The organism is Sphingomonas sp. GW821-FHT12D09 (assembly GCF_058807215.1).
The window spans coordinates 271,640-293,170 of record NZ_JBXAQL010000005.1 but is presented as its reverse complement, the minus strand read 5'-3'; the positions used below and the strand labels follow the sequence as shown (position 1 = coordinate 293,170).

General features: G+C 68.0%; 20 protein-coding genes. 17 read left to right on the top strand and 3 right to left on the bottom strand.

The annotated features are described in order from the left end of the window. The first annotated feature begins 293 nt into the window (after positions 1-293). The gene (locus tag AC1RPL_RS21180) at positions 294-995 is read left to right on the top strand and encodes a hypothetical protein (RefSeq protein ID WP_493072283.1); all 702 of its coding nucleotides are present in this window, start codon (positions 294-296) and stop codon (positions 993-995) included. Between the two features lie 91 nt (positions 996-1,086). Further along, on the top strand, positions 1,087-2,460 hold the full coding sequence (locus AC1RPL_RS21175) for an MFS transporter (RefSeq protein ID WP_493072281.1): 1,374 nt from the start codon (positions 1,087-1,089) through the stop codon (positions 2,458-2,460). On the opposite strand, the gene tpiA is transcribed toward AC1RPL_RS21175, so the two are convergent. Further along, positions 2,432-3,181: a triose-phosphate isomerase gene (tpiA, locus tag AC1RPL_RS21170; protein WP_493072279.1), complete on the bottom strand. Its 750-nt coding sequence runs from the start codon at positions 3,179-3,181 to the stop codon at positions 2,432-2,434. The genes AC1RPL_RS21175 and tpiA overlap by 29 nt on opposite strands. Positions 3,182-3,305: 124 nt before the next feature. Between tpiA and AC1RPL_RS21165 the strand changes: the two genes are divergently transcribed. Next, on the top strand, positions 3,306-5,240 hold the full coding sequence (locus AC1RPL_RS21165) for a peptidylprolyl isomerase (RefSeq protein WP_493072277.1): 1,935 nt from the start codon (positions 3,306-3,308) through the stop codon (positions 5,238-5,240). Between the two features lie 7 nt (positions 5,241-5,247). Further along, positions 5,248-6,732 carry an anthranilate synthase component I gene (gene trpE / locus AC1RPL_RS21160; RefSeq protein WP_493072423.1) on the top strand — a complete coding sequence of 495 codons (1,485 nt, stop codon included), beginning with the start codon at positions 5,248-5,250 and terminating at the stop codon, positions 6,730-6,732. Positions 6,733-6,898: 166 nt separating this feature from the next. Here the strand turns inward: trpE and AC1RPL_RS21155 are convergent, their stop codons facing one another. Continuing rightward, entirely contained in the window at positions 6,899-7,315 is a 417-nt protein-coding gene (locus AC1RPL_RS21155; protein WP_493072275.1) for a hypothetical protein, read from the bottom strand. A gap of 114 nt (positions 7,316-7,429) precedes the next feature. Between AC1RPL_RS21155 and AC1RPL_RS21150 the strand changes: the two genes are divergently transcribed. The 12 genes from AC1RPL_RS21150 (at position 7,430) to lexA (ending at position 17,819) form a co-directional block, all read left to right on the top strand. Beyond that, entirely contained in the window at positions 7,430-8,179 is a 750-nt protein-coding gene (locus tag AC1RPL_RS21150) for a phosphodiester glycosidase family protein (RefSeq protein ID WP_493072273.1), read from the top strand. Between the two features lie 83 nt (positions 8,180-8,262). Further along, positions 8,263-8,847: an anthranilate synthase component II gene (locus AC1RPL_RS21145; protein ID WP_493072271.1), complete on the top strand. Its 585-nt coding sequence runs from the start codon at positions 8,263-8,265 to the stop codon at positions 8,845-8,847. A gap of 104 nt (positions 8,848-8,951) precedes the next feature. Beyond that, the gene (locus AC1RPL_RS21140) at positions 8,952-9,335 is read left to right on the top strand and encodes a hypothetical protein (protein ID WP_493072270.1); all 384 of its coding nucleotides are present in this window, start codon (positions 8,952-8,954) and stop codon (positions 9,333-9,335) included. Between the two features lie 194 nt (positions 9,336-9,529). After that, positions 9,530-11,065: a cation:proton antiporter gene (locus AC1RPL_RS21135; protein ID WP_493072268.1), complete on the top strand. Its 1,536-nt coding sequence runs from the start codon at positions 9,530-9,532 to the stop codon at positions 11,063-11,065. A gap of 60 nt (positions 11,066-11,125) precedes the next feature. Beyond that, positions 11,126-11,590, top strand: coding sequence for a nuclear transport factor 2 family protein (locus AC1RPL_RS21130; protein WP_493072266.1), 465 nt, complete (start codon positions 11,126-11,128; stop codon positions 11,588-11,590). Between the two features lie 54 nt (positions 11,591-11,644). After that, the gene (gene trpD / locus AC1RPL_RS21125; protein ID WP_493072264.1) at positions 11,645-12,637 is read left to right on the top strand and encodes an anthranilate phosphoribosyltransferase; all 993 of its coding nucleotides are present in this window, start codon (positions 11,645-11,647) and stop codon (positions 12,635-12,637) included. Continuing rightward, a complete protein-coding gene (gene trpC, locus AC1RPL_RS21120; protein ID WP_493072263.1) occupies positions 12,637-13,422 on the top strand; it encodes an indole-3-glycerol phosphate synthase TrpC in 786 nt (261 codons plus the stop codon). The genes trpD and trpC overlap by 1 nt, the downstream gene beginning before the upstream one ends. Then, positions 13,419-13,886, top strand: a complete 468-nt coding sequence (gene moaC, locus AC1RPL_RS21115; protein ID WP_493072261.1) for a cyclic pyranopterin monophosphate synthase MoaC — start codon at positions 13,419-13,421, stop codon at positions 13,884-13,886. The genes trpC and moaC overlap by 4 nt, the downstream gene beginning before the upstream one ends. Before the next feature lie 166 nt (positions 13,887-14,052). Beyond that, positions 14,053-14,706 (top strand): glutathione S-transferase family protein, encoded by a 654-nt coding sequence (locus AC1RPL_RS21110; protein WP_493072260.1) that lies wholly within the window; start codon positions 14,053-14,055, stop codon positions 14,704-14,706. 105 nt (positions 14,707-14,811) lie between these two features. After that, positions 14,812-15,762, top strand: a complete 951-nt coding sequence (locus tag AC1RPL_RS21105) for a PilZ domain-containing protein (RefSeq protein ID WP_493072259.1) — start codon at positions 14,812-14,814, stop codon at positions 15,760-15,762. 129 nt (positions 15,763-15,891) lie between these two features. Beyond that, positions 15,892-17,076: a molybdopterin molybdotransferase MoeA gene (locus tag AC1RPL_RS21100; RefSeq protein ID WP_493072258.1), complete on the top strand. Its 1,185-nt coding sequence runs from the start codon at positions 15,892-15,894 to the stop codon at positions 17,074-17,076. Between the two features lie 59 nt (positions 17,077-17,135). Continuing rightward, positions 17,136-17,819: a transcriptional repressor LexA gene (gene lexA / locus AC1RPL_RS21095; RefSeq protein ID WP_493072256.1), complete on the top strand. Its 684-nt coding sequence runs from the start codon at positions 17,136-17,138 to the stop codon at positions 17,817-17,819. 38 nt (positions 17,820-17,857) lie between these two features. Here lexA and AC1RPL_RS21090 read toward each other — a convergent pair whose 3' ends face one another. Next, positions 17,858-20,017, bottom strand: a complete 2,160-nt coding sequence (locus AC1RPL_RS21090; RefSeq protein ID WP_493072254.1) for a ComEC/Rec2 family competence protein — start codon at positions 20,015-20,017, stop codon at positions 17,858-17,860. 82 nt (positions 20,018-20,099) lie between these two features. Here AC1RPL_RS21090 and gltX point away from each other — a divergent pair, with 82 nt between their 5' ends. Then, a complete protein-coding gene (gene gltX / locus AC1RPL_RS21085; protein ID WP_493072253.1) occupies positions 20,100-21,527 on the top strand; it encodes a glutamate--tRNA ligase in 1,428 nt (475 codons plus the stop codon). Positions 21,528-21,531 lie beyond the last annotated feature (4 nt).

The window sequence follows — 21,531 nt, the reverse complement described above, 5'->3', positions numbered from 1 at the left end:
TCGGACCACCGATTTCCGGCGAAATCAGCGCGTTAACGCTCTTTACAAATGCGCACATTGCCGATGCCACGCGGCAGCGGCGGGGTCATCCGAGGCGGCGCAATTGTAGTCGAGCGGCCGGCGGTGTAGGATCGCGTGCCAGGCCCGGCGGCGGGGACTCTCGGATGAAGACGGCAGGACCACCCCCCATAAGGCTGAATGCCCCGCTCGTGGGCCAGGGTGGGCGGCCCGCGCCGGTCGTCCAGGCAGCCCGGTCGATGCCCAGCCACGCCTGTGGGCCGCCGCAACGGGCTATGCCGCCCCATCTCGTCACACCGCATGGAAACGCGCCCGGCGGACTAGCGCGCCCGATCCAGCGAAGCAGTTCCGTGAGCAGCGCCTCCAGCAGCTCAGGAGGGACGCCTCTCAGAGGGATATTCACGCAACCGGAGCTCGACCAGGCTGACGAAGACGTCGTCACCGTCATGCAGCACTATAACAGATTCAAAGAAATGTATGACAAGAGTCAGAACGAATCCCAAAAATTGGGCGCAGAAAAACTTCTGAAACTGGTTATCGAGAAAACCGCCCCGAGGAATTTCGAATATATCAACAAGGGATTTCCGCAAGCGGCCGCACAAATAGGCGCGATATTCAATCATGGCCCCGGACATCCCTATTATGTATTTCCGACAACCTATGGCTTGCCGTGGGATTCCTACACTGCCGAGCCAGCGCATGGAGAATATTGCTTTGCGATCCTGAACGGCAAGCGCAACGAAGTGCTGGTGTGTCGCGACGGCGAGGGACGTGGCCACACGTCGATCACTAAATCGGCCTCGGTCTATTATGCCGGCAAGGCCTATTTCACCCATGGGCAACTCACGCGGTGGAACAACGATACCGGACATTACCAGACGCTGCCGCGGGACAAGACCCAGGCGACGGTGGTGCCGGTTGATTCCTTCGTCTCGCCGTTGCTCCCGCTAAGCCTGTTCATGCCGCTCAAATTATAGCGATGTGATGCGTCGGCACGAATTCGTCGTCCGCCTCCGAACGTCTCTTGCCCATCTCCCCCTAGGCCCCGGCCTCTGCTACCCCTGCCGCATGCCCACAAAGCACCCCAACCTCACCCTCACCGCCTGTATCCTGGCCTCGAGCCTGGCGTTCATCGACGGATCGGTGACCAATGTCGCGCTGCCCGCGATCGGCGCGGACCTGCATGCCACACCCGCCGAGCTGCAATGGACGATCAACGCGTACATGCTGCCGCTCTCGGCACTGCTGCTGATCGGTGGTGCTGCGGGAGACCGGTTCGGGCGGCGCAAGCTGCTCGTGCTCGGCATCGCGATCTTCACTGCCGCCTCGATCGCCTGCGCGGTGGCTGCGGACCTCACGCTGCTCCTGGCCGCGCGCGCGGTGCAGGGCCTTGGCGCGGCGATCCTGCTGCCCAACAGCCTTGCCACGCTGGGCCACGCCTTCACCGGCGAAGCGCGCGGCAAGGCGATCGGGACCTGGGCCGGGGTCGGCGCGATCGCCGGCGCGGTCGGACCACCCTTGGGCGGCTGGCTGGTCGATGCGATCGGCTGGCGGGCGATCTTCTACGTCAACATACCCGTCGCGCTCGCGGCGATCGGCATCGCGCTCTTCTATGTCGAGGAAAGCGCCGAGGGCAACTTGCCGCTCGATCTGCCCGGCGCCGCCACTGCCACGCTGGCATTGGGCGCGCTGACCTGGGCGCTCACCCTGTGGTCGAGCCACCACGCGATCGACACGACGGTGGCGATCGGGCTCGCTTCGGGGCTTCTCGCCATCGGTGCGTTTCTGTGGATCGAGCACCACCGCGGCGACCGGGCGATGATGCCCGTCGAGATGTTCGCCTCGCGCGCCTTTGCCGGGCTGACCCTTTTGACCTTCCTGCTCTACGGCGCCCTGGGCGGCGTCCTGCTACTCCTGCCCTATGTGCTGATCCAGGCGGGAGGCTATTCGGCGCTCCACGCCGGCTTCGCGCTGCTGCCGATGCCGCTCGGCATGGGGATCGCCAGCCGGATCATGGGCAAGGTCACCGCGAAGATCGGTCCGCGCTGGCCGCTCACCATCGGACCGGTGATCGTCGCAGCCGGCTTTGCGCTGCTGCTGCGCGTCGATGCAGGCGCTTCCTATTGGAGCTCGGTTTTCCCCGGCGTCCTTGCCATCGCAATCGGCATGGCCAGCGTCGCAGCGCCGCTCACCACGGCGGTGCTCGCCTCGGTCGACGAGCGGCATACCGGCACCGCATCAGGCTTCAACAGCGCGATCGCGCGCACGGGCGGACTGATCGCGACCGCCATCGCCGGCGCGGTAATCGCGGCGGCAGGCGAAGGCCTGGTAAGCGCCTTCCATGGCGGTGCGCTGGTCGGCGCCACGGCAGCCGCGCTGTCCGGCGCGACCGCCTATCTCACGCTCGGTGAAGTCAGGAAACCGAAGCCGCGCCCTGAATGATCGGCACGAACTTCTCCGCGGTCAGGCTCGCGCCGCCGACCAGCGCGCCATCGACATTCTCCAGCGCCAGGATCTCGGCGGCATTGGCGCCGGTCACCGACCCGCCATAGAGGATCTGGACGCCGTCGGCTTTGGCATCGCCGATCATCATGCGCAGCTTGGCGCGGATGATCGCGTGCATCGATGCGATCTCGTCCGGCGTCGGCGTCTTGCCCGTGCCGATCGCCCAGCGCGGCTCATAGGCGAGCGTCAGCCAGCTCGGATCGGCATCGTCGGGCAGCGACTTCTCGATCTGCGACTGGACGATGCGCTCGGCGCGACCGGCGGCGCGCTCGGCTTCCAGCTCGCCGCAGCACAGGATGACGCGCAGGCCATGCCGATGCGCCGCGGCGGCCTTCATATAGGCGTCGTGGCTGGTCTCGTGCTGGTCGCCGCGGCGCTCGGAGTGGCCGACGATGGTGAGGGTCGCCCCCTCTTCCACCAGCATCGGCGCGGAGATGCAGCCGGTATGTGCGCCCTTGTCGGCCTCGTGCAGGTCCTGCGCGCCGATCGGCAGGCTGCCCGCGATCTGCACCGCGGGATGGATCAGCGTGAAGGGCACGCACAGCGCCACGTCCACGCCGGGATTCGCCGCCGCTGCCGCCGAGATCGCCTCGACCTCGGGCAGCTGCCCGCGCAGCCCGTGCATTTTCCAGTTCCCGGCCACCAGCTTGCGCCGCATCACCCCAACCTCCTGTTTTGCTTATTTCGCTCGCGGATAGCAGGCGGGGACGTTCGCACAAGCTTGTCGGCTGCGACGGCACATCCTAAAGCACCCGCCGACACCATCCAACGATCGGCCCTTCATGCTCAAATTCTTCCGGCAGTTCACCAAGTCGCGCTATGGCCTGATCGCGGTGTTCCTCTTCCTCGGCCTCATCGCCCTCGCCTTCGTGCTGGGCGATGTCACCGGCGTCCGCAACATGGGAAGCGGCGCGACGAACAGCACGCTCGCCACCGTCGGCGGCCAGAAGATCAGCGATACCGAAGTGAAGGACCGGATCGACCGCTTCCTGCGCAACGCGCAGCGCGGCGGCCAGGCCGTGACGATGGAGCAGTTCCTGGCGCAGGGCGGCCTCGACATCGCGCTCGACGAGATGATCAATTCCGCCGCGCTGGTGGAGTTCGCGCACAAGTCGGGCATGACCGTCTCGAAGACCCTGATCGATACCGATATCGCCAGCAACTCGGCCTTTGCCGGCATCGACGGCAAGTTCAGCCAGGAGAATTTCGAGAAGCTGCTCGCCGACAACCGCCTGGCCCCCGCCACCTATCGCGAGAGCCTGACGCAGGAGCGCTACGGCAACTGGCTGGTCAACCGCGCGACGGTCGGCACCGAGATTCCGGACGGCGTCGTCGCGCCCTATGCTTCGCTGCTGCTCGAGCGCCGCACCGGCGTCGTCGCGATGGTCAACACCGCGGCGCTGGATAAGGGCGCCGATCCCGACGACAAGGCGCTCAACGCCTATTACATCAGCCACCGCGCCCGCTATCTGGTGCCGCAGCGCCGCATCGTCCGCTTCGCCACCATCCTGCCCGACCAGATCCGCGCCCAGCAGACTGCGACCGAGGCAGAGATCGCCGATGCCTTCGCCAAGTCGGCCAAGCGCTATGCCGCGACCGAGAAGCGCGGCGTGCGCCAGCTCGTCGTGCTGGACCAGGCGACGGCCAACAAGATCGCCGGCGAAGTGAAGGGCGGCAAGACGCTCGCCGCCGCCGCCCAGGCCGCCGGGCTCGAGCCGACCAATCTCGACGGCATCGAGAAGCCCGAGCTCGCGCGCCAAACCAGCGCCGCCATCGCCGATTCCGCCTTCGCCGCGGCGCAGGGTGCCGTGGTCGGCCCGGTCAAGTCGGCGCTCGGCTGGCACATCCTGGTGATCGAGAAAATCGACAAGATCGCCGCCAAGACGCTTGCCCAGGCGCATGAGGAGCTCGCCACCGAGATCACCCAGCGCAAGACCGCACAGGCGCTGGCCGATATCCGCCAGAAGATCGAGGACGGCATCGGCGACGGCAAGAACTTCGCCGAGCTACTGGCCGACGCCAAGCTGGCCGTCCAGGTCACCCCGGCGCTCACCGCCCAGGGCACCGATCCGGACAATGAATCCTATAAGCCCGATCCCGCGATGGCGGCGATCATGGGCGGCGGCTTCAAGCTGGAGAATGTCGGCGACGAGCCGCAGGTCGTGCCGGTCTCGCAGGAAGGCGCTTTCGCCGTCGTGACGCTCGACAAGATCGTCCCCGCCGCGCCACGCCCGCTCGCCAGCGTCCGCGACAAGGTGAAGACCGACTTCCTCATCGACCGGGCGCTGGAAAAGGCGCGCGGCATCGCCAACCAGGTCGTCGATGCTGTCAACAAGGGCGTGCCGTTGCAGAAGGCGCTCACCGATGCAGGCGCCAAGGGCCCGCCGCCCAAGCCGTTCGACCTGAAGCGCCAGGAAATCGCGCAGAAGGAGAATTTCATCAAGATGGCCTTCAGCATGCAGCCCAAGAAGGCGCGCGTGCTCCAGGCAGCGAATCGCGATGGCTTCTACGTCGTGTTCCTCGACGCGGTGGAGCCGCATGAGGCTTCGGGCGATGCGATGGCTATGGCAGGCATGCGCAGCGCGCTGCAGCAGCAGGTGGGTGCCGAATATGCCCGCCAGTTCATCCGTGCGGTCCGCGGCGACGTGAAGGTCACCCGCAACGAAGCGGCGATCGCCCGCCTCCGCGCGGACCTGACCCGCCAGGGCGTTCGTTAATCCGGTGATCGAGGGCATCGAAGCCGCCCGCGCGGCAAATGCCGCAGGGCGGCCGGCGCTGCTCTGGCGGCGCCAGATCGCGGACACCGAGACGCCGGTTGCCGCCGCGCTCAAGTTGATCGAGCCGGGCCGCGGCGATTTCCTGCTGGAATCCGTCGAGGGCGGATCGGTCCGCGGGCGCCACAGCCTTATCGGCCTCGCCCCCGATCTCGTCTTCCGTGCCACCGGCAACGAAGCTGCGATCAACCCCGAATGGCTGACCAACCGGGACGCCTTCACGCCCTGCGCCGAGCCCGCGCTCGATGCCCTGCGCGCGCTCGCCGCGCGGTGCCGCACCGATGTGCCGCCCGAGCTGCCGCGCGCGCTCGCCTGCCTTGTCGGCTATTTCAGCTATGAGACCGTCGGCCTGGTCGAGAAGCTGCCGCGCCCGCCCGAGAACCCGATCGGCGTGCCCGACATGATGTTCGTGCGCCCCACCGTGGTGCTGGTGTTCGATCGGCTCGCCGACACGCTGTTCCTCGTCGCGCCGGTCTGGCCCGACGGCGATGTCGACCTTTCCGCCGAGCGGATCGATGCGGTCGCCGCCCAGCTCGCCAGCGCCGCCCTGCCCGCGCCGGTTCGCGCCGAGCCCGAGGAAGTGAAGCTCACCCCCGCGCTGCGTCCGGGCCGCTATGGCGAGATGGTCGCCGCGGCGAAGGAGTATATCTCGGCCGGCGACATCTTCCAGGTGGTGCTCGCCCAGCGCTTCACAACCCCGTTCGCGCTGCCGCCCTTCGAGCTCTACCGGGCGCTGCGCCGCATCAACCCGTCGCCCTTCCTTTACCATCTCGACCTGCCGGGCTTCGCGCTGACGGGCTCAAGCCCCGAGATCCTGGTGCGAGTGCGCGACGGCGAAGTGACGATCCGCCCGATCGCCGGCACCCGTCCGCGCGGCAAGACCGCCGCCGAGGACGAGGAGAACCGCGCCAGCCTGCTCGCCGATCCCAAGGAATGCGCCGAGCATCTGATGCTGCTCGACCTTGGCCGCAACGATGTCGGCCGTGTGGCGGAAGCGGGCAGCGTGAAGGTGACCGACAGCTACACGGTCGAATTCTACAGCCATGTCATGCACATCGTCTCGAACGTCGTCGGCAAGCTGGCGCCCGGCAAGGACGCGCTCGACGCGCTGTTCGCCGGCTTCCCGGCGGGCACGGTGAGCGGCGCCCCCAAGGTGCGTGCCTGCGAGATCATCGCCGAACTGGAGCAGGAGACGCGCGGACCGTATGCCGGCGGCGTCGGCTATTTCTCGCCCGACGGATCGATGGACAGCTGCATCGTACTGCGCACCGCGCTGGTGAAGGACGGCGTGATGCACGTCCAGGCCGGCGCCGGCATCGTCGCGGACTCGGTACCCGAGTACGAGCAGCGCGAATGCGAGGCCAAGGCGGGCGCGTTGTTCGCCGCGGCGCGCGAGGCGGTGCGCCAGGCTGGCGAAGCCGGGTTCGGGCAGTGACTAAAACTCCTTCTCCCCTTGTGGGAGAAGGAAGGGGCCCGCGCGCGAAGCGCGTGGGAAGGATGAGGGGGACTAACCGCCCCGTCATCGCACTTTCCCCTCCACCCTTCCGCCGACTGCGTCGGCTCCCTCCCTCTCCCACAAGGGGAGAGGGAGAGTGTAAGAATCAAGGAATCTGCGCAGCCTTCGCCTTGGCGTCGAGCCGCTCCTGGTACCATTGGCGGATCATCTGGCGGGTGCAGCCGGTCTGGCCGCCGGTGCCGACCGGCGAGCAGCTGTTCGGCAGCCCGGCGCGGTTGACGTCCTCGACCATCTCGACCCGGTTGGTCCAGGCCTGCGAGCCGGCATCTTCCTTGGGCTTGTCGCGGAATGCCTTGGGGATGCGATAGGGCGATTCGCCGGCATTGGCGCACACCACGATCTCTTCCTCGTTCTGCGACTTCGGGCATTCTTCCTTGCCGTAGAGCAGGATGCTGCGCACGCGCTTGGGCGGACCGCTATTGGTATCCTGGGCCTGCTTGCTGTCCTGCGCCATGGCAGGACCGGCGAGCAGCGCGGCGGCAACGAGCAAACGAACGATCATGAACACTCCTTCACGGCGATAAACGCCCCTCGCCGCTGGACGTGCCGCCGCACTATGGCAAGCCCAAGGCACTGTGCGCCTTGCCTCCCGATCTTTTACCCCTAAGTGGCACGCATGATCCGGCCGATCGCCGCTGCCGGCGCCCTCCTGCTCCTCGCTTCCTGCGCCCCCAAGGGCGGCGTCGACGACGCATGCCAGGACATCAGCTTCGAAGGCACGCGCTTCACCGTGTGCCGCGCCGATCCGCAGAAGCACGACCTGCTGCTCGTCGATCGGGGCACCGACGGCCGCCCGATGCGCGACTTCTCCGGGCTCGAGCCGCGATTGGGCGACCGCTATCCCCGAATCGCCTTCGCGATGAACGCCGGCATGTTCGACGCGGCTGGCCTGCCGATCGGCTATTATGTCGAGGACGGCGCCGAGCAGAAGCCGCTCAACCGCCGGCCCGGCCCGGGCAATTTCCATATGCAGCCCAACGGCGTGTTCTGGGGCGATGCCAGAGGCTGGCACGTCGCCACCACCGACGATTTCGCTGCGCACAAGCCCGATCATGTCCGCTTCGCCACCCAGTCGGGACCGATGCTGCTGATCGGCGGCCAGCTCCATCCCAAGCTCGCCGAGAACGGCACGTCACTGACCGTCCGCAACGCCGTGGGCGTGGGCATGAACGGCAGCGCCTGGTTCGCGATCAGCAACGAGGCCGTATCCTTCGGCCGCTTCGCTCGCCTGTTCCGCGACAAGCTCGCCGCACCCGATGCGCTCTATCTCGACGGCGCCGTCTCGCGGCTGTGGGACCCGGTATCGAAGCGGATCGACGGCGGCGCGCCGATCGGGCCGATGGTGGTGGCACTGCAACGCAAATAATCCCCGTCTCCGCCCTTTCCGCGGGATGAGGGCTGGAGGAAGCGGGGATGACGAAGGAGGGGATGCCCGCTAAGGCTTCCCCCATGATCCTCGTCATCGACAATTACGACAGCTTCACCTGGAACCTGGTCCATTACCTCATGGAGCTGGGCACCGAAGTGCAGGTGGTGCGCAACGACGCCTTGAGCGCGCGCGACGCGGTGGCGAGCAACGCCCAGGCCTTCCTGATCTCGCCAGGGCCATGCACGCCCAACGAAGCGGGAATCAGCCTCGATCTCGTCGCCGCCTGCGCCGATCTGGGCAAGCCGCTGCTCGGCGTCTGTCTCGGCCACCAGGCGATCGGCCAGCATTTTGGCGGATCGGTGGTCCGCGGCGGGCTGATGCACGGCAAGACCAGCCCGGTGAGCCATGACGGCACCGGCCTGTTCACCGGCCTGCCCTCACCTTTCACCGCGACGCGCTATCACTCGCTGATCGTTACCGACATTCCCGACGAGCTGGTGGTCAACGCGACTGCCGACGATGCGCATGTAATGGGCTTCCGCCATCGGGAGCTGCCGATCCACGGCGTCCAGTTCCACCCGGAAAGCATCGCCACCGAACATGGCCATGCGATGCTGGCAAACTTCCTGCGGCTCGCCGGGATCGAGGCGCACGCGCTCGCCTAAGCTCCACAATTTGCGACAATTTCGGGCATTCGACGACATAGCCGCGCGACGTGGATCCGCCATTTCTCGACTATGGCCCGATACCCGGGCACATGGAGAGTGCAATGAATCACAAGCTGCAGCTCGTCGGCGCCACGCTCGCCGGCGTGCTCGTCACCGTCGCCGCGGGCGGCCTCGCCTATGCCAGCATGGGCGGCGACCGGGGCATGGGGCCCTTCGCCCGCGCCGATGCCAATCGCGACGGCACGATCACTCGCGCCGAATGGATCGCGGCGGCAAATACCCGCTTCGACAAGTTCGACACCAACAAGGACGGCAAGCTGATCGTCGGTGAGGTCCCGCCGGCGCCGCCGCGCGGCCATGGCCGGCATCACGGGCCGCATGGGTTCGATGGGCCGGAGGATGGCCCGGACGATGCGGCGCCGGCTGCCCAGCAGGTACAGCCGACCCAGCCGACCCAGCCGACCCAGCCGGGCAACGCGAACTGATCTTCTTTCCCTCTCCCGCCTGCGGGAGAGGGAGGGAGTCGCGAAGCGGCGGAAGGGTGAGGGTGGCTGCGGGCAGCGCGTGCTTGCCTCTCGCTTTCCCCCTCACCCGTCTCGCTGCGCTCGACCACCCTCTCTCCGCAGGCGGGAGAGGGTTAGAGGTTGAAGCTCGCCGCCAACACGCTAGCCTCCGCGCCGTGACTTTCTTCGAAAGCCTCGTTGCCCTGCTCGCGCTGGCAGTCCTGCTGCTGCAGGTATCGCGGCGCACGCCCATTCCCTATCCGACGATGCTCGCCGCCGCCGGCGTGATCGTCGCGACGATTCCCGGCTCGCCCGATATCGCGCTCGACGGGCATACCGCGATGGCGCTGTTCATCGCGCCCGTCCTGCTCGACGCCGCCTTCGACTTCCCCCTCGCCGCGATCCGCCGGCTTTGGCGACCGCTCGTCGCGCTTGCGGTGATCGCCGTGCTGCTCACCACCGCGGTGGTCGCGTGGATCGGCTGGCAATTCGCTGGCCTGCCGATCGCCGCCGCGATCGCGCTGGGCGCGATCGTCGCTCCGCCCGACGCGGCCGCTGCCACCACGGTGCTGCAATCCGCCGCGCTCCCCCGGCGCACCGTCCAGATCCTCACCGGCGAGAGCCTGCTCAACGACGCCACCGCCCTGCTCCTGTTCGGCGCCGCGCTCGCGGTGCAGAGCCATGGCGGAATCGACGCCGGCGTCGCGACTCGCCTCACCCTCGCAGTGCCGGGCGGCATCCTGCTCGGGCTGTTCTGCGGCTGGCTGATGGGCAAGCTGATGCCCTTCACCCGCGGTTCGTTCGGCGGAAACCTGTTCGAATTCGTCAACACCTGGATCGCCTGGATCGTCGCCGAGCGGCTGGGCCTGTCCGCCGTGCTCTGCGTGGTGACCTGCGCGATGTACGTCGCCAATTCGCCCGCCGTGCCGATCAGCGCGCGCAACCGCGTCCAGTCCTTCGCGGTGTGGGGCGTGGCGGTGTTCGTGCTCAACGTCGTCGCCTTCCTGCTGATGGGCATGCAGGCACGCCAGATCGTCGCGACGATGAGCCCGGAGCGGCTGCGCGAGGCGGCGAGCTTCGCCGGGCTGGTCGTGCTCGGCGTGATCGCCACGCGCATGGCCTGGTCGCTCACCTACAACCTCATCGTCCGCGCCTTTCCCCGGCTGCGCGGGGACCTTCCCCCGCCCAGCTTCGCACAGAGCGTGGTGGTCGGCTGGTGCGGGATGCGCGGGCTCGTCACGCTCGCCACTGCCTTCGCCCTGCCGCACGACTTCCCCCAGCGCGACATGATCGTGCTGTCCGCATTCGCCGTGGTGCTGGCGACCCTCGTCCTCCAGGGGCTCACCCTCCAGCCGCTGATCAAGCTGCTCGGCCTGGCCGGCAAGGGCGATGGCGAGGCGCTGCTCAACAAGGCCCGCCGCAAGCTCGCCGAGGCAGCGCTTGCCGTGCTCGAGGACCAGGATGGCCGCGTCGCCGAAGAGACTCGCCGCCAGTTCGAGATCGACCGCAGCGGCGCCGACAACAACTGCGCCGAATTCGACGCCCGCCAGCGCCTCCGCCTCGCCGCGATCGCCGCACAGCGCGCGCGCCTCGACGCGCTGCTCGACGACGACACGATCGGCCAGGACCTGTACGAGCAGCTCCAGGAGGAACTCGACTGGCGCGAGCTGTCGATCAGCCCCGAAGGCCGCCGCCTGATCGAAGCCGGTTGACCCCTGCGTCCAGCGGGCGCACTGTGTTACTCAACTAATACAATCCAAGGAATCGCGACCATGCGCCCTGCCATAGTGGCGCTTGCCCTGCTCTGCGCCCCGCTAGCCGCGCATGCGCAGTCCGACGAGCAGGCCCTGCGCGACGCCGATGCCGCCTTCTGGCGCGCGTTCAATGCCTGCGATCCCGCCGCGATGGCGCCGTTCTTCACCAAGGATGTCGAGTTCTACCACGACATCACCGGCCTCACCCGTACCCGCGCCGGCGTGGTCCAGTCGCTGGTGAAGGGCCCGTGCGGCACGCCGGGGCTCCATATCCGCCGCGAATTGCTGCCCGGAACCGTCCGTATCGAGCCCATCCCTGGTTATGGCGCGATCCTGTCGGGCGAGCACCTCTTCTATGCGCGGGAAGGAGATGGCCCCGAACGGCTCGCCACCCATGCCGGCTTCACGGTGATCTGGCGTCAGGATCGCGGCCACTGGCAGATGGCCCGCGTGATCAGCAACGCACATCGCCCTGCTTCCTGAAGCCCAAACAGGATTTTCTCGACTTCGCCCATACGGAAGCCCGATAGAGCCCCGGTGACGACCTTTACCCTCCTCCCCGATCCCGTATCGCCGCTCGCCCGCGAGTCCGCGGCGCAAGCCTTTGCCGACATTCTCGACGGCAATGTGCCCGAGCCCGAGATCGAACGCTTCCTGATCGCGCTTTCCGAACGCGGCGAGACCAGCGTCGAGATCGCCGAAGCCGCCCGGGCGATGCGCGCGCGGCTGATCCCGATCACCGCCCCCGAGGGCGCCATCGATGTATGCGGCACCGGCGGCGACGGGCACCACACGCTCAATGTCTCGACCGCGGTCAGCCTTGTCGTCGCCGCGGCAGGGGTTCCGGTCGCCAAGCACGGCAACCGCGCCGCCTCGTCCAAATCGGGTGCCGCCGACACGCTCGAAGCACTTGGCCTAGACCTCGACCGCGCCGGCGCCCGCGCAGAGGAGAGCCTCCACGAGCTCGGCATCGCCTTCCTCTTCGCCCAGGCGCACCACCCCTCGCTCGCCCGCATCGGGCCGCTGCGCCGACGCATCGGCAGGCGCACCATCTTCAACCTGATGGGCCCGCTGGCGAACCCCGCGCGCGTCACCCGCCAGCTGATCGGCATCGCCCGCCCCGACTACGCTCCGATCTATGCCGAGGCGCTCGAGCAGCTCGGCGTCGAAGCCGCCGCGATCATCTCGGGCGAGGAAGGGCTGGACGAGCTTTCGACCGAGCATCCCAGCGTCGTGGTCAGCATCGGCAGCTCGGGCCTTCCGTCGCGGATAACCCCCGAGGACGCGGGGCTCCCCCGCCACCCGCTCAGTGCGATCCGCGGTGGCGGCCCCGAGTATAACGCCCTCGCGCTGCGCCGCCTGCTCCAGGGCGAGCACAGCCCCTATCGCGACGCCGTCCTGCTCAACGCCGCCGCCGCCCTGGTCATCGCCGGCGAGGCCAGCGACTTGCGCGAAGGTGCCGAGGAAGCCGCCGAAACCATCGACAAGGGCCTTGCCAACGCCCTGCTCGACTGCTGGATCGCCTTTTGATGCCTACGATCCTCGACACGATCATCGCCACCAAGCACGATGAAGTCGCAACGCGGCGCCGCGCGACCCCGATGAGCGACCTTCACGCCCAGGCGCTCACCCGCACGCCCCCGCGCGGCTTCAAGGCCGCGCTCGATGCCAAGGCGGCGACCGGGTACGGCCTGATCGCCGAGATCAAGAAGGCCAGCCCGTCCAAGGGCCTGATCCGCGCCGATTTCGATCCTCCGGCGCATGCCCGCGCCTATCAGGCCGGCGGCGCCGCCTGCCTCTCGGTGCTCACCGACCTCGAATATTTCCAGGGGCATGAGGACTATCTCATCGCCGCGCGCGCCGCATGCGACCTGCCGGTGATCCGCAAGGACTTCATGGTCGATCCCTGGCAGGTGCTCGAATCGCGCGCGATCGGCGCCGATGCGATCCTGATCATCGTCGCCGCGCTCGAAGACGTGCAGATGGCCGAGATCGAGGACGCCGCGCTCGGCCTCGGCATGGACGTGCTGGTCGAGGTCCATGACGCCGACGAGCTGGAACGCGCGCTCAAGCTCCACTCGCGCCTGATCGGGGTGAACAACCGCAATCTCAAGACCTTCGAGGTCGATCTCCAGAAGACTTACGAGCTGGTCCGCCACGCGCCGAAAGATTGCACCTTCGTCGCCGAAAGCGGGCTCAACGGCCGCGCCGATCTCGACGCTATGGCCGAGCACGACATCCGCTGCTTCCTGATCGGCGAGTCGCTGATGCGCCAGGATGATGTCGAAGCGGCGACCCGGGCCTTGGTCGGATGAACAAGCTGACGCACCTGGACGAGACCGGCGCCGCGCGCATGGTCGATGTCGCGGGCAAGGCGGTCACCGCGCGCGAAGCCATCGCCACCGGCCGCATCACCATGTCGCGCGAAGCCTCCGCCGCGATCCGCGCGGGCGCGGTGAAGAAGGGCGACGTCCTCGCCACCGCGCGCATCGCCGGGATCATGGCCGCCAAGCGCACCGCCGAGCTGATCCCGCTCTGCCACCCGCTCCCGCTCACCAAAGTCGCAGTCGACCTCGCCCCCGACGAGACCGGAATCACCGTCACCGCCACCGCCGCGACCGAAGCGCAGACCGGCGTCGAGATGGAGGCGCTCACCGCAGTCTCCACCGCGCTGCTCACCCTCTACGACATGGCCAAGGCGCTCGATAAGGCGATGGTGATCGGCGAGATCCGCCTGCGCTCCAAGACGGGCGGCAAGTCGGGCGACTGGCTGGCCTAAATCCCTATTCCGTCACCCCGGCGAAAGCCGGGGCCCAGGATTTCTCTGCCGCACCGCTTGTGACTCTGGGTCCCGGCTTCCGCCGGGATGACGGAAAGGGAAAATGCGTGACACCCTCACCACATCGAGATAGTTAGGCAATAACCTAACCGAAAAGGCCCGCGCCATGACCCTTCAGCTCTTCGGCCACCCCTTCTCGTCCTACACCTGGAAGGCACAGATCCCGCTCTACGAGAACGCCACGCCCTTCACGCTCCGCAATCTGGAGGACGCCGAAGCCAATGCCGAGCTGGAGGCACGCTGGCCGCTCAAGCTGTTCCCGGTCCTGGTCGAAGGTGATCGCACCGTCGTCGAGGCGACTGCGGTCATCGAATATCTGCAGGTCCATCACCCCGGCGCGGTGCCGATGATCCCTGCCGATGCCGATCTCGCCGTGCAGGCGCGGATGCTCGATCGAATCTTCGACAATTACGTGATGGGCACGATGCAGAAGCCCGTCATCGACGCGATGCTGCCCGATGAACGGCGCGATCCCATCGGCCTCGACGAAGCGATGGCGCGGCTGGACAAGGTCTATGCCTGGCTCGATGCCTATCTGGCCGGCCGCGTCTGGGCCGTGGGGGACAGCTTCACCTTGGCGGACTGCGCCGCCGCGCCTTCGCTATTCTATGCCGATTGGGTGCGACCGATCCCGCAGGCCCTGGTTAATCTCCGCGCCTATCGCGCGCGCCTGCTCGCCCGCCCCTCGGTCGCCCGCTGTGTCGAGGAAGCGCGTCCCTATCGAGGCTATTTCCCGCTCGGCGCGCCCGACCGGGACTGATCGTTTCGGGGCCGCATTAGGGATTCCGCAACCCTGCGGCTTAACCCCGCCTTCACGCCCTGCGCCGCACTATCTCCGTGGGCGCTTGGGCGGGAAAAATCTTTTATGCGGCAAGGACTTGCGTCCTCCACTATTTTCAGTCTCTCGGGCGAGGCACCGGCGGTTCAGCCGCTGGCCGAGCCGGGCGAGCATTCGGCGTTCGATTCCGCTTTCCTCGTCGGCAAGACCAGCCGCCTGCCCTGCGCGATCCGCAAGCTGAGCGCGGCGGGCGCGATGCTCCAGCTCGATGACGAAGTGGTGGAGTCGGAAGGCCTGCAGCTCGAGCTCGCCAACGGCCAGTCGCTGGCCGGCCGGGTTTCCTGGACCGAAGAGGGCACCGCCGGCTTCCTGTTCGCAGAGCCGATCGACGTGATCAGCACGATCGCCCGCAACCTCGCCGCCCTCCCCGCCGAGCGACGTAGCGTGCCGCGTGTCGAGCTGCACCAGACGATCTGCGTGCGCCGCGGCAACCAGGTGGAGTTCACCCGCGCCCGCAACCTCTCCCAGGGCGGCTGCGGCTTCGAAACCGATATCGCGGTGCAGGTCGGCGACGCGGTCCAGATCAATTTCGACGGCCTGCGCCCGCTCGATGGCATGGTGAAATGGGCACAGGGCAACCAGGCCGGCGTCGCCTTCGACGAGGACATTCCCTGGCAGCTCCTCATGCCCTGGCTGCGCCAGGTGCAACAGGCGCCGTCGCATCACACGCGCATGGCGATGATGAACGAACCGACGGGCCTGATCCCCGACAAGGCGGCGATCCGTCTCGACGCCCCGGCCCGCGTGCGCGAAGGCGTGCGCTGGTGGAACGTCAAGCTGCGCGCGATCACGCCCCAGCTGGTCGAGTTCGAGACGAGCGCTCCCTTCGCGGCGGGCACCCAGCTGTGGATCTCGCTCCCGCATATCGGCGGCGGCCCGGCATCGGTGATCGAAAGCGACGAGCGCAACCGCTACCTCTGCGAGTTCCGCCTGCCGCTCAAGCCGCGCGATATCGGTAGGATTTCCGGGGTGAACTGAGGCCACCTTCTTCGTCATGCTGAACTCGTTTCAGCATCCAACTCTCCGCCGGCGTCATCGCCTGAGGCACGTTGGACCCTGAAACAAGTTCAGGGTGACGGTAGACGGTTGATGTCTTAGTCCCGAATCATGCCCGCCCTCCTCCCCGTCGCCGAAGCCCAGCGTCGCCTGCTTGCGCTCGCCGCGCCGGTAGCGGTGGAAAGCTGCCCGCTAGCCCAGGCCGCGGGCCGCTACGCCGCACGCGACATCCTCGCACTGCGCACCCAGCCGGCATCCGATCTTTCCTCGATGGACGGCTATGCGATCCGCTTCGCCGACCTGCCCGGCCCGTGGGAAGTGATCGGCGAGAGCGCCGCCGGCCGAGCCTTCAACGGCGAAATCGCCCAGGGCCAGGCCGTACGCATCTTCACCGGCGCCCCCTTGCCCCCCGGCGCCGACACCGTGCTCGTGCAGGAGGAGGCAGCCCGCGACAGAACCCGCCTCACGCTCGCCGGTGAGGGCCCGCTACGCCTCGGCAGCAGCGCCCGCCCGCGCGGGCTCGACTTCACCGAGGGCGAGGTGCTGGTCCGCGCCGGAGAGGCGATCACCCCCGCCCGGCTCGCGCTGGCCGCGATTGCCGGCCATGCTGTGCTGCCCGTCCGCCGCAAGGTTCGCATGGCGATCCTCTCTACCGGCGACGAACTGGTTTCACCGGGCGCCCCGCTCAGCCCAGACCAGATCCCCGAAACCAATCGCCTGCTGCTCGCCGCCCTGCTTGGCGATCTGCCGGCCGAGCTGCTCGATCTGGGCATCCTGCCCGACGACCGCGCCGCGCTCGAAGCCGCGTTCCGCGTGCTGGATTGCGACCTGCTCGTCACCAGCGGTGGCGCATCGGTCGGCGATCACGACCTTGTCCGTCCCGCGCTGGAGGCAGCCGGCGCGACGATCGATTTCTGGAAAGTCGCCGTCCGCCCGGGCAAGCCGATGCTGGCGGGCCGGCTGGGCGATGCCGTCGTGGTCGGATTGCCGGGCAACCCGGTCTCCGCCTTCGTCACCGCCACGCTGTTCGTTCGTCCGCTGATCGCGCATCTCGCCGGCGCTGCCGATCCGGCGCCGCGCACCCGCACCGTTCCGCTCGGCGAGCCGCTCCCCGCCACCGGCCCGCGCGCCGATTATCTCCGTGCCACGCTCATCGATGGCCGCGCCCATGCCGCCGCGACCCAGGACTCGTCGATGCTGCGCACCCTCGCCCGCGCGACCTGCCTGATCGTCCGTCCGGCAGGCGCTGCGGAGGCGAAAACCGGCGACTCGGCAGAAATCCTCGACATCGCTTGACAAGCGCGCGGAACATTGCATAAACGTTCCCAGTCTGTTCCTGACCCAGGAGAAACGGGATGCTCACGCGCAAGCAGCACGAGCTTATCTGCTTTATTGCCGATCGGCTTGCCGAGACCGGCGTGTCGCCTTCGTTCGAGGAAATGAAGGAGGCGCTCGATCTCAAGTCGAAGTCGGGCGTGCACCGCCTGATCTCGGCGCTGGAAGAGCGCGAGTTCATCCGCCGCCTGCCGAACCGTGCCCGTGCGCTCGAGGTGCTGCGCATGCCGGAACGCGGCGAAGCGTCGAAAAAGCCGGCCAAGGCCTCTCCCGCACCCGTGAGAGTACCAAGGGAATCAACGAATCTGCCTGCGCCGGCCAATGACGTGATCGAGATTCCACTGCACGGCCGCATCGCCGCCGGCACGCCGATCGAGGCACTCGAAAGCTCGACTATGCTGCCCGTCCCCGCGGCGCTGCTCGGCGCGGGCGAGCATTATGCGCTCGAAGTGGCCGGCGATTCGATGGTCGAGGCTGGTATCCTCGACGGCGACTTCGCCCTGATCCGCCGCACCGAGACCGCCCGGGACGGCGAGATCGTCGTGGCGCTGATCGACGATGCCGAGGCGACGCTGAAGTATTTCCGCAAGGAAGGCGCGATGATCCGGCTCGACCCGGCAAATCGCGATTATAACCCCCAGCGCTACCGTCCCGACCAGATCCGCGTCCAGGGCAAGCTCGCCGGACTGCTGCGGCGCTACTAGTTCCTAGAAGGGCGCGGTCGCTCTTCTTGGAGACCGCATCATGGCCCGAAAACGCCAGCCGGGCTGGAATGCCAGCGATTTCGTGTCCGGACAGGCGCAGTTCCCTGTTCCGGCACATAGGGTGGCTGCACCTTGAGCGGGTTCAGCCAGGGATGCCGGCCCGATCCGCGCACCATCGTCACCCGGCCGCTGGAGAAGGCGATCGCCACGCCGCCCGTCTTCGCCAGCGCCGGCCGGTCGAGCTTGAGCCAGCGCGGCGTGCAGCCGGTGGGCAGGCGACGGTCGCTGATCATCACATCGACGCTGCGGCACAGCGCCACGAACTGCGCCCAGGGCAGGACGTATCCACTCCGCGTCGCGGCGACTCGCCAGGCGCGGTCACGGGCGCGGTGCTCGATCATGCAGACATCCTCGCTGCACCGGGCACCCGGCTGGTCGGCAAGCGCGACCGGCTCCGCGTCGCTGCCAGCCGTCTCGGCGAGCATGTCGCGGGTATAGTCCCCCGCCCGGTCGCGCAGCAGCGCCATGCTGCCATCGGGCATGCGGATCGCCAAATGGCGGCCGTCGCCGGTGACGATCAGGTCCGGCGCCGGCGTGGCGAGCATCGAAGCCAGGCCGATCGCCAGCGGCACCGCGCCCGCCCAGCGCACCACAGTTCGCCACAAGGCAAGCCACAGTCCGCCCGCCATCATCAGCGCAAATGCCCCGTTCGGCATGGCCGGTAGCGCGGCGATCGCACCCGGTGCCGCGGCCGTGGTCCTGGCGAGCCAGAGCAGCAGTTCCAGCGCCTGGTCGGTCAGCCACCAGGCCGGTCCACCCAGTCCCGCGACGTCGAGCAGCAGCGCCAGCGCCTCGAGCGGCATGATCACGAAGGTCGTCAGCGGGATGGCGACGATATTCGCCAACGCCCCATAGATGCCGGCCTGGTGGAAGTGGAACAGCCCGATCGGCATCAGCGCGAGTTCCACCGCGACGCCGGTTAGCAGCAACGAGCCGAGGCCACGCAGCAGCCGCTTCACCCGCCCCTCCTCCCGCCTGCCGAACCAATGTTCCATCCGCGGGCTCTCATGCAGCGCGACGATCGCCGTTACTGCGGCGAAGCTCAGTTGGAAGCTCGCGCCTGCCAGTGCCTCGGGCCAGAGCAGCAGCACGATCAGCGCGCCCGCCGCGACCAGCCGCAGCGTGATCGCCTCGCGCCCCAGGCTCAGTGCGAGCAGCACCATCAGCGCGGCGACGCAGGAGCGGATCGTCGGCACCTCGGCGCCGGTCAGCCAGGTATAGCCGATCGCCGCCAGCGCCCCCGCACCCGCCGCCACCAAGGGCAACCGCCATCGCAGCGCCAGCGTGGGGCTGAGCGCGAGCAGCTTGAGCACCAGTAGCATCGCCGCCGCAGTCACGGCGGTCACATGCAGCCCGCTCACCGAGAGCAGGTGCGCCAGCCCCGAGCGCTGCATCGCCTCGACATCTTCGGTGCTGATCGCACCCTGGTCGCCGGTGGCAAGCGCAGAGGCGATACCGCCCGCGCTGTCTTCGAGGCGCGACTGGATGTGCGCCGAGAGCCTGGCGCGCAGGTCCGCACCCGGCGCCTCGGCTGCCTTCACCACTTCCACCGGCGCAAAGCCCTTGCCCGTCGCCCCCAGCCCGGCGAACCAGGCCGTGCGCGCGAAATCATAGCCGCCCGGCACCGAAGCCTCTGCCGGCGGCATCAGCCGTGCTCGCAGCTTCACCACCGCGCCCGTGGCCAGCCCGGCGGGCACATCCTTCATCGCCAGGTTCACGCGGATCTTCGGCGGCAAGTCGCTGCGCCCTGGCAACAGCGTCACCCGCACCAGTTCGCGTGCCGGCAACCGCTCGACGCGTACCGCCCGCGCCGTCACCTCCACCACCGCCGGCCGCGCCAGGATCGGCGCCGCGACACTCTCCGAGCGCCACCAGATCAGCGCGCAGCCCGCCGCCATGGCGAGCCCGCCGATCAGCAGCGCCTGCCCCAGCCGCCCCGGCAAGGCGAGTCCGAGCAACGCCGCGGCACCAGAAGCCAAAAGGAACCCGATCCAGCGCGGCGCATCCGGCAGCACGAACCAGGCGGTGATCCCCGCGCCGAGAGCAATCGGCAGCCAGAGCGGCAGTTGCGCCCGCTCCGCCTCGAGCCAGCACTCGATTGCCTCCCCGATCTGGCGAAAGGGCGCCCACACCCCCATTTGAAGGGAGGCAGGCCCCGTGCTAGGGGCGCCCTCGGCGGCTGAATGGGCCATCGGAAACACAGTCTGGGAGCAAGCTCGGTTGGGCGCAACATCTGATACGGGTGCGAAACAGGTCGTCACGCGGTTCGCACCGTCCCCCACCGGCTTCCTGCACATCGGCGGTGCGCGCACGGCCCTGTTCAACCTGCTGTTCGCGCGCCATCACGGCGGCAAGTTCCTGCTGCGCATCGAGGATACGGATCGCGCGCGTTCGACCCAGCCGGCGATCGAGGCGATCCTCGACGGGATGCGCTGGCTGAACCTCGATTGGGACGGCGACGAAACCTACCAGTTCGCCCGCGCCGCGCGCCACGCCGAGGTTGCGCACGCGATGCTCGCCAATGGCCATGCCTATAAATGCTTCGCCACCGCCGAGGAGCTCGAGGCGATGCGCGCCGAGCAGCGCGCGAACAAGCAGCCGCTGCGCTATGACGGCCGCTGGCGCGACCGCGATGCGAGCGAAGCGCCCGAAGGCGCGCCGTTCGTTCTCCGCCTCAAGGCGCCGCGCGAAGGCGCGGTGACGATCGAGGACAAGGTCCAGGGCAGCGTCACCGTCAACAACAGCGAGCTGGACGACATGGTCCTGCTCCGCTCGGACGGCACACCGACCTATATGCTCGCGGTGGTGGTCGACGATCACGACATGGGCGTGACGCACGTCATCCGCGGCGACGACCATCTCAACAACGCCTTCCGCCAGCTGCCCATCTATCGCGCGATGGGCTGGCCCGAGCCCGAATATGCCCATATCCCGCTGATCCATGGATCGGACGGCGCCAAGCTTTCCAAGCGCCACGGCGCGCTCGGCGTCGACGCCTATCGCGACGAGCTGGGCATCCTGCCCGAGGCGCTGAACAACTATCTCCTCCGCCTCGGCTGGGGGCATGGCGACGACGAGTTCATCAGCCGCGACCAGGCGACCGAATGGTTCGATCTCGCCGGCGTCGGCAAGAGCCCGTCGCGTTTCGACCTGAAGAAGCTCGAGAGCCTCAACGGCCATTATATCCGCTTGGCGGACGACAACCGACTGGCCGACCTGATCGCCGCGCGACTCGGTTTCGAACTCTCGGAATCTCAGCTCGATCTTCTGCGCCGCAGCATGGCCGCATTGAAGCCGCGCGCCGCGAATCTTCTCGAATTGGCGGAGGGTGCGGCCTTCCTGTTTCGCACTCGCCCACTGGAATTGGACGAGGACGCAAAGCCTCTGCTAGAGGGCGACGCGCGCGCCCTCCTGGCTCAGTTGCATACCGCACTTGACGGTGTGGAAAGCTGGGATACGGAGGCGCTCGAAGCAGCGGTACGCACCGTTGCGGAAGATGCGGGTGTCAAGCTCGGTGCGACTGCGCAGCCTCTGCGCGCCGCACTCACCGGGCGCCGGACCTCCCCAGGCATCTTCGACGTTCTGGCGCTGCTGGGACGCGAGGAAAGCCTGGGCCGTATCGCTGACCAGATGACCGTGCCGGCCTGATCCC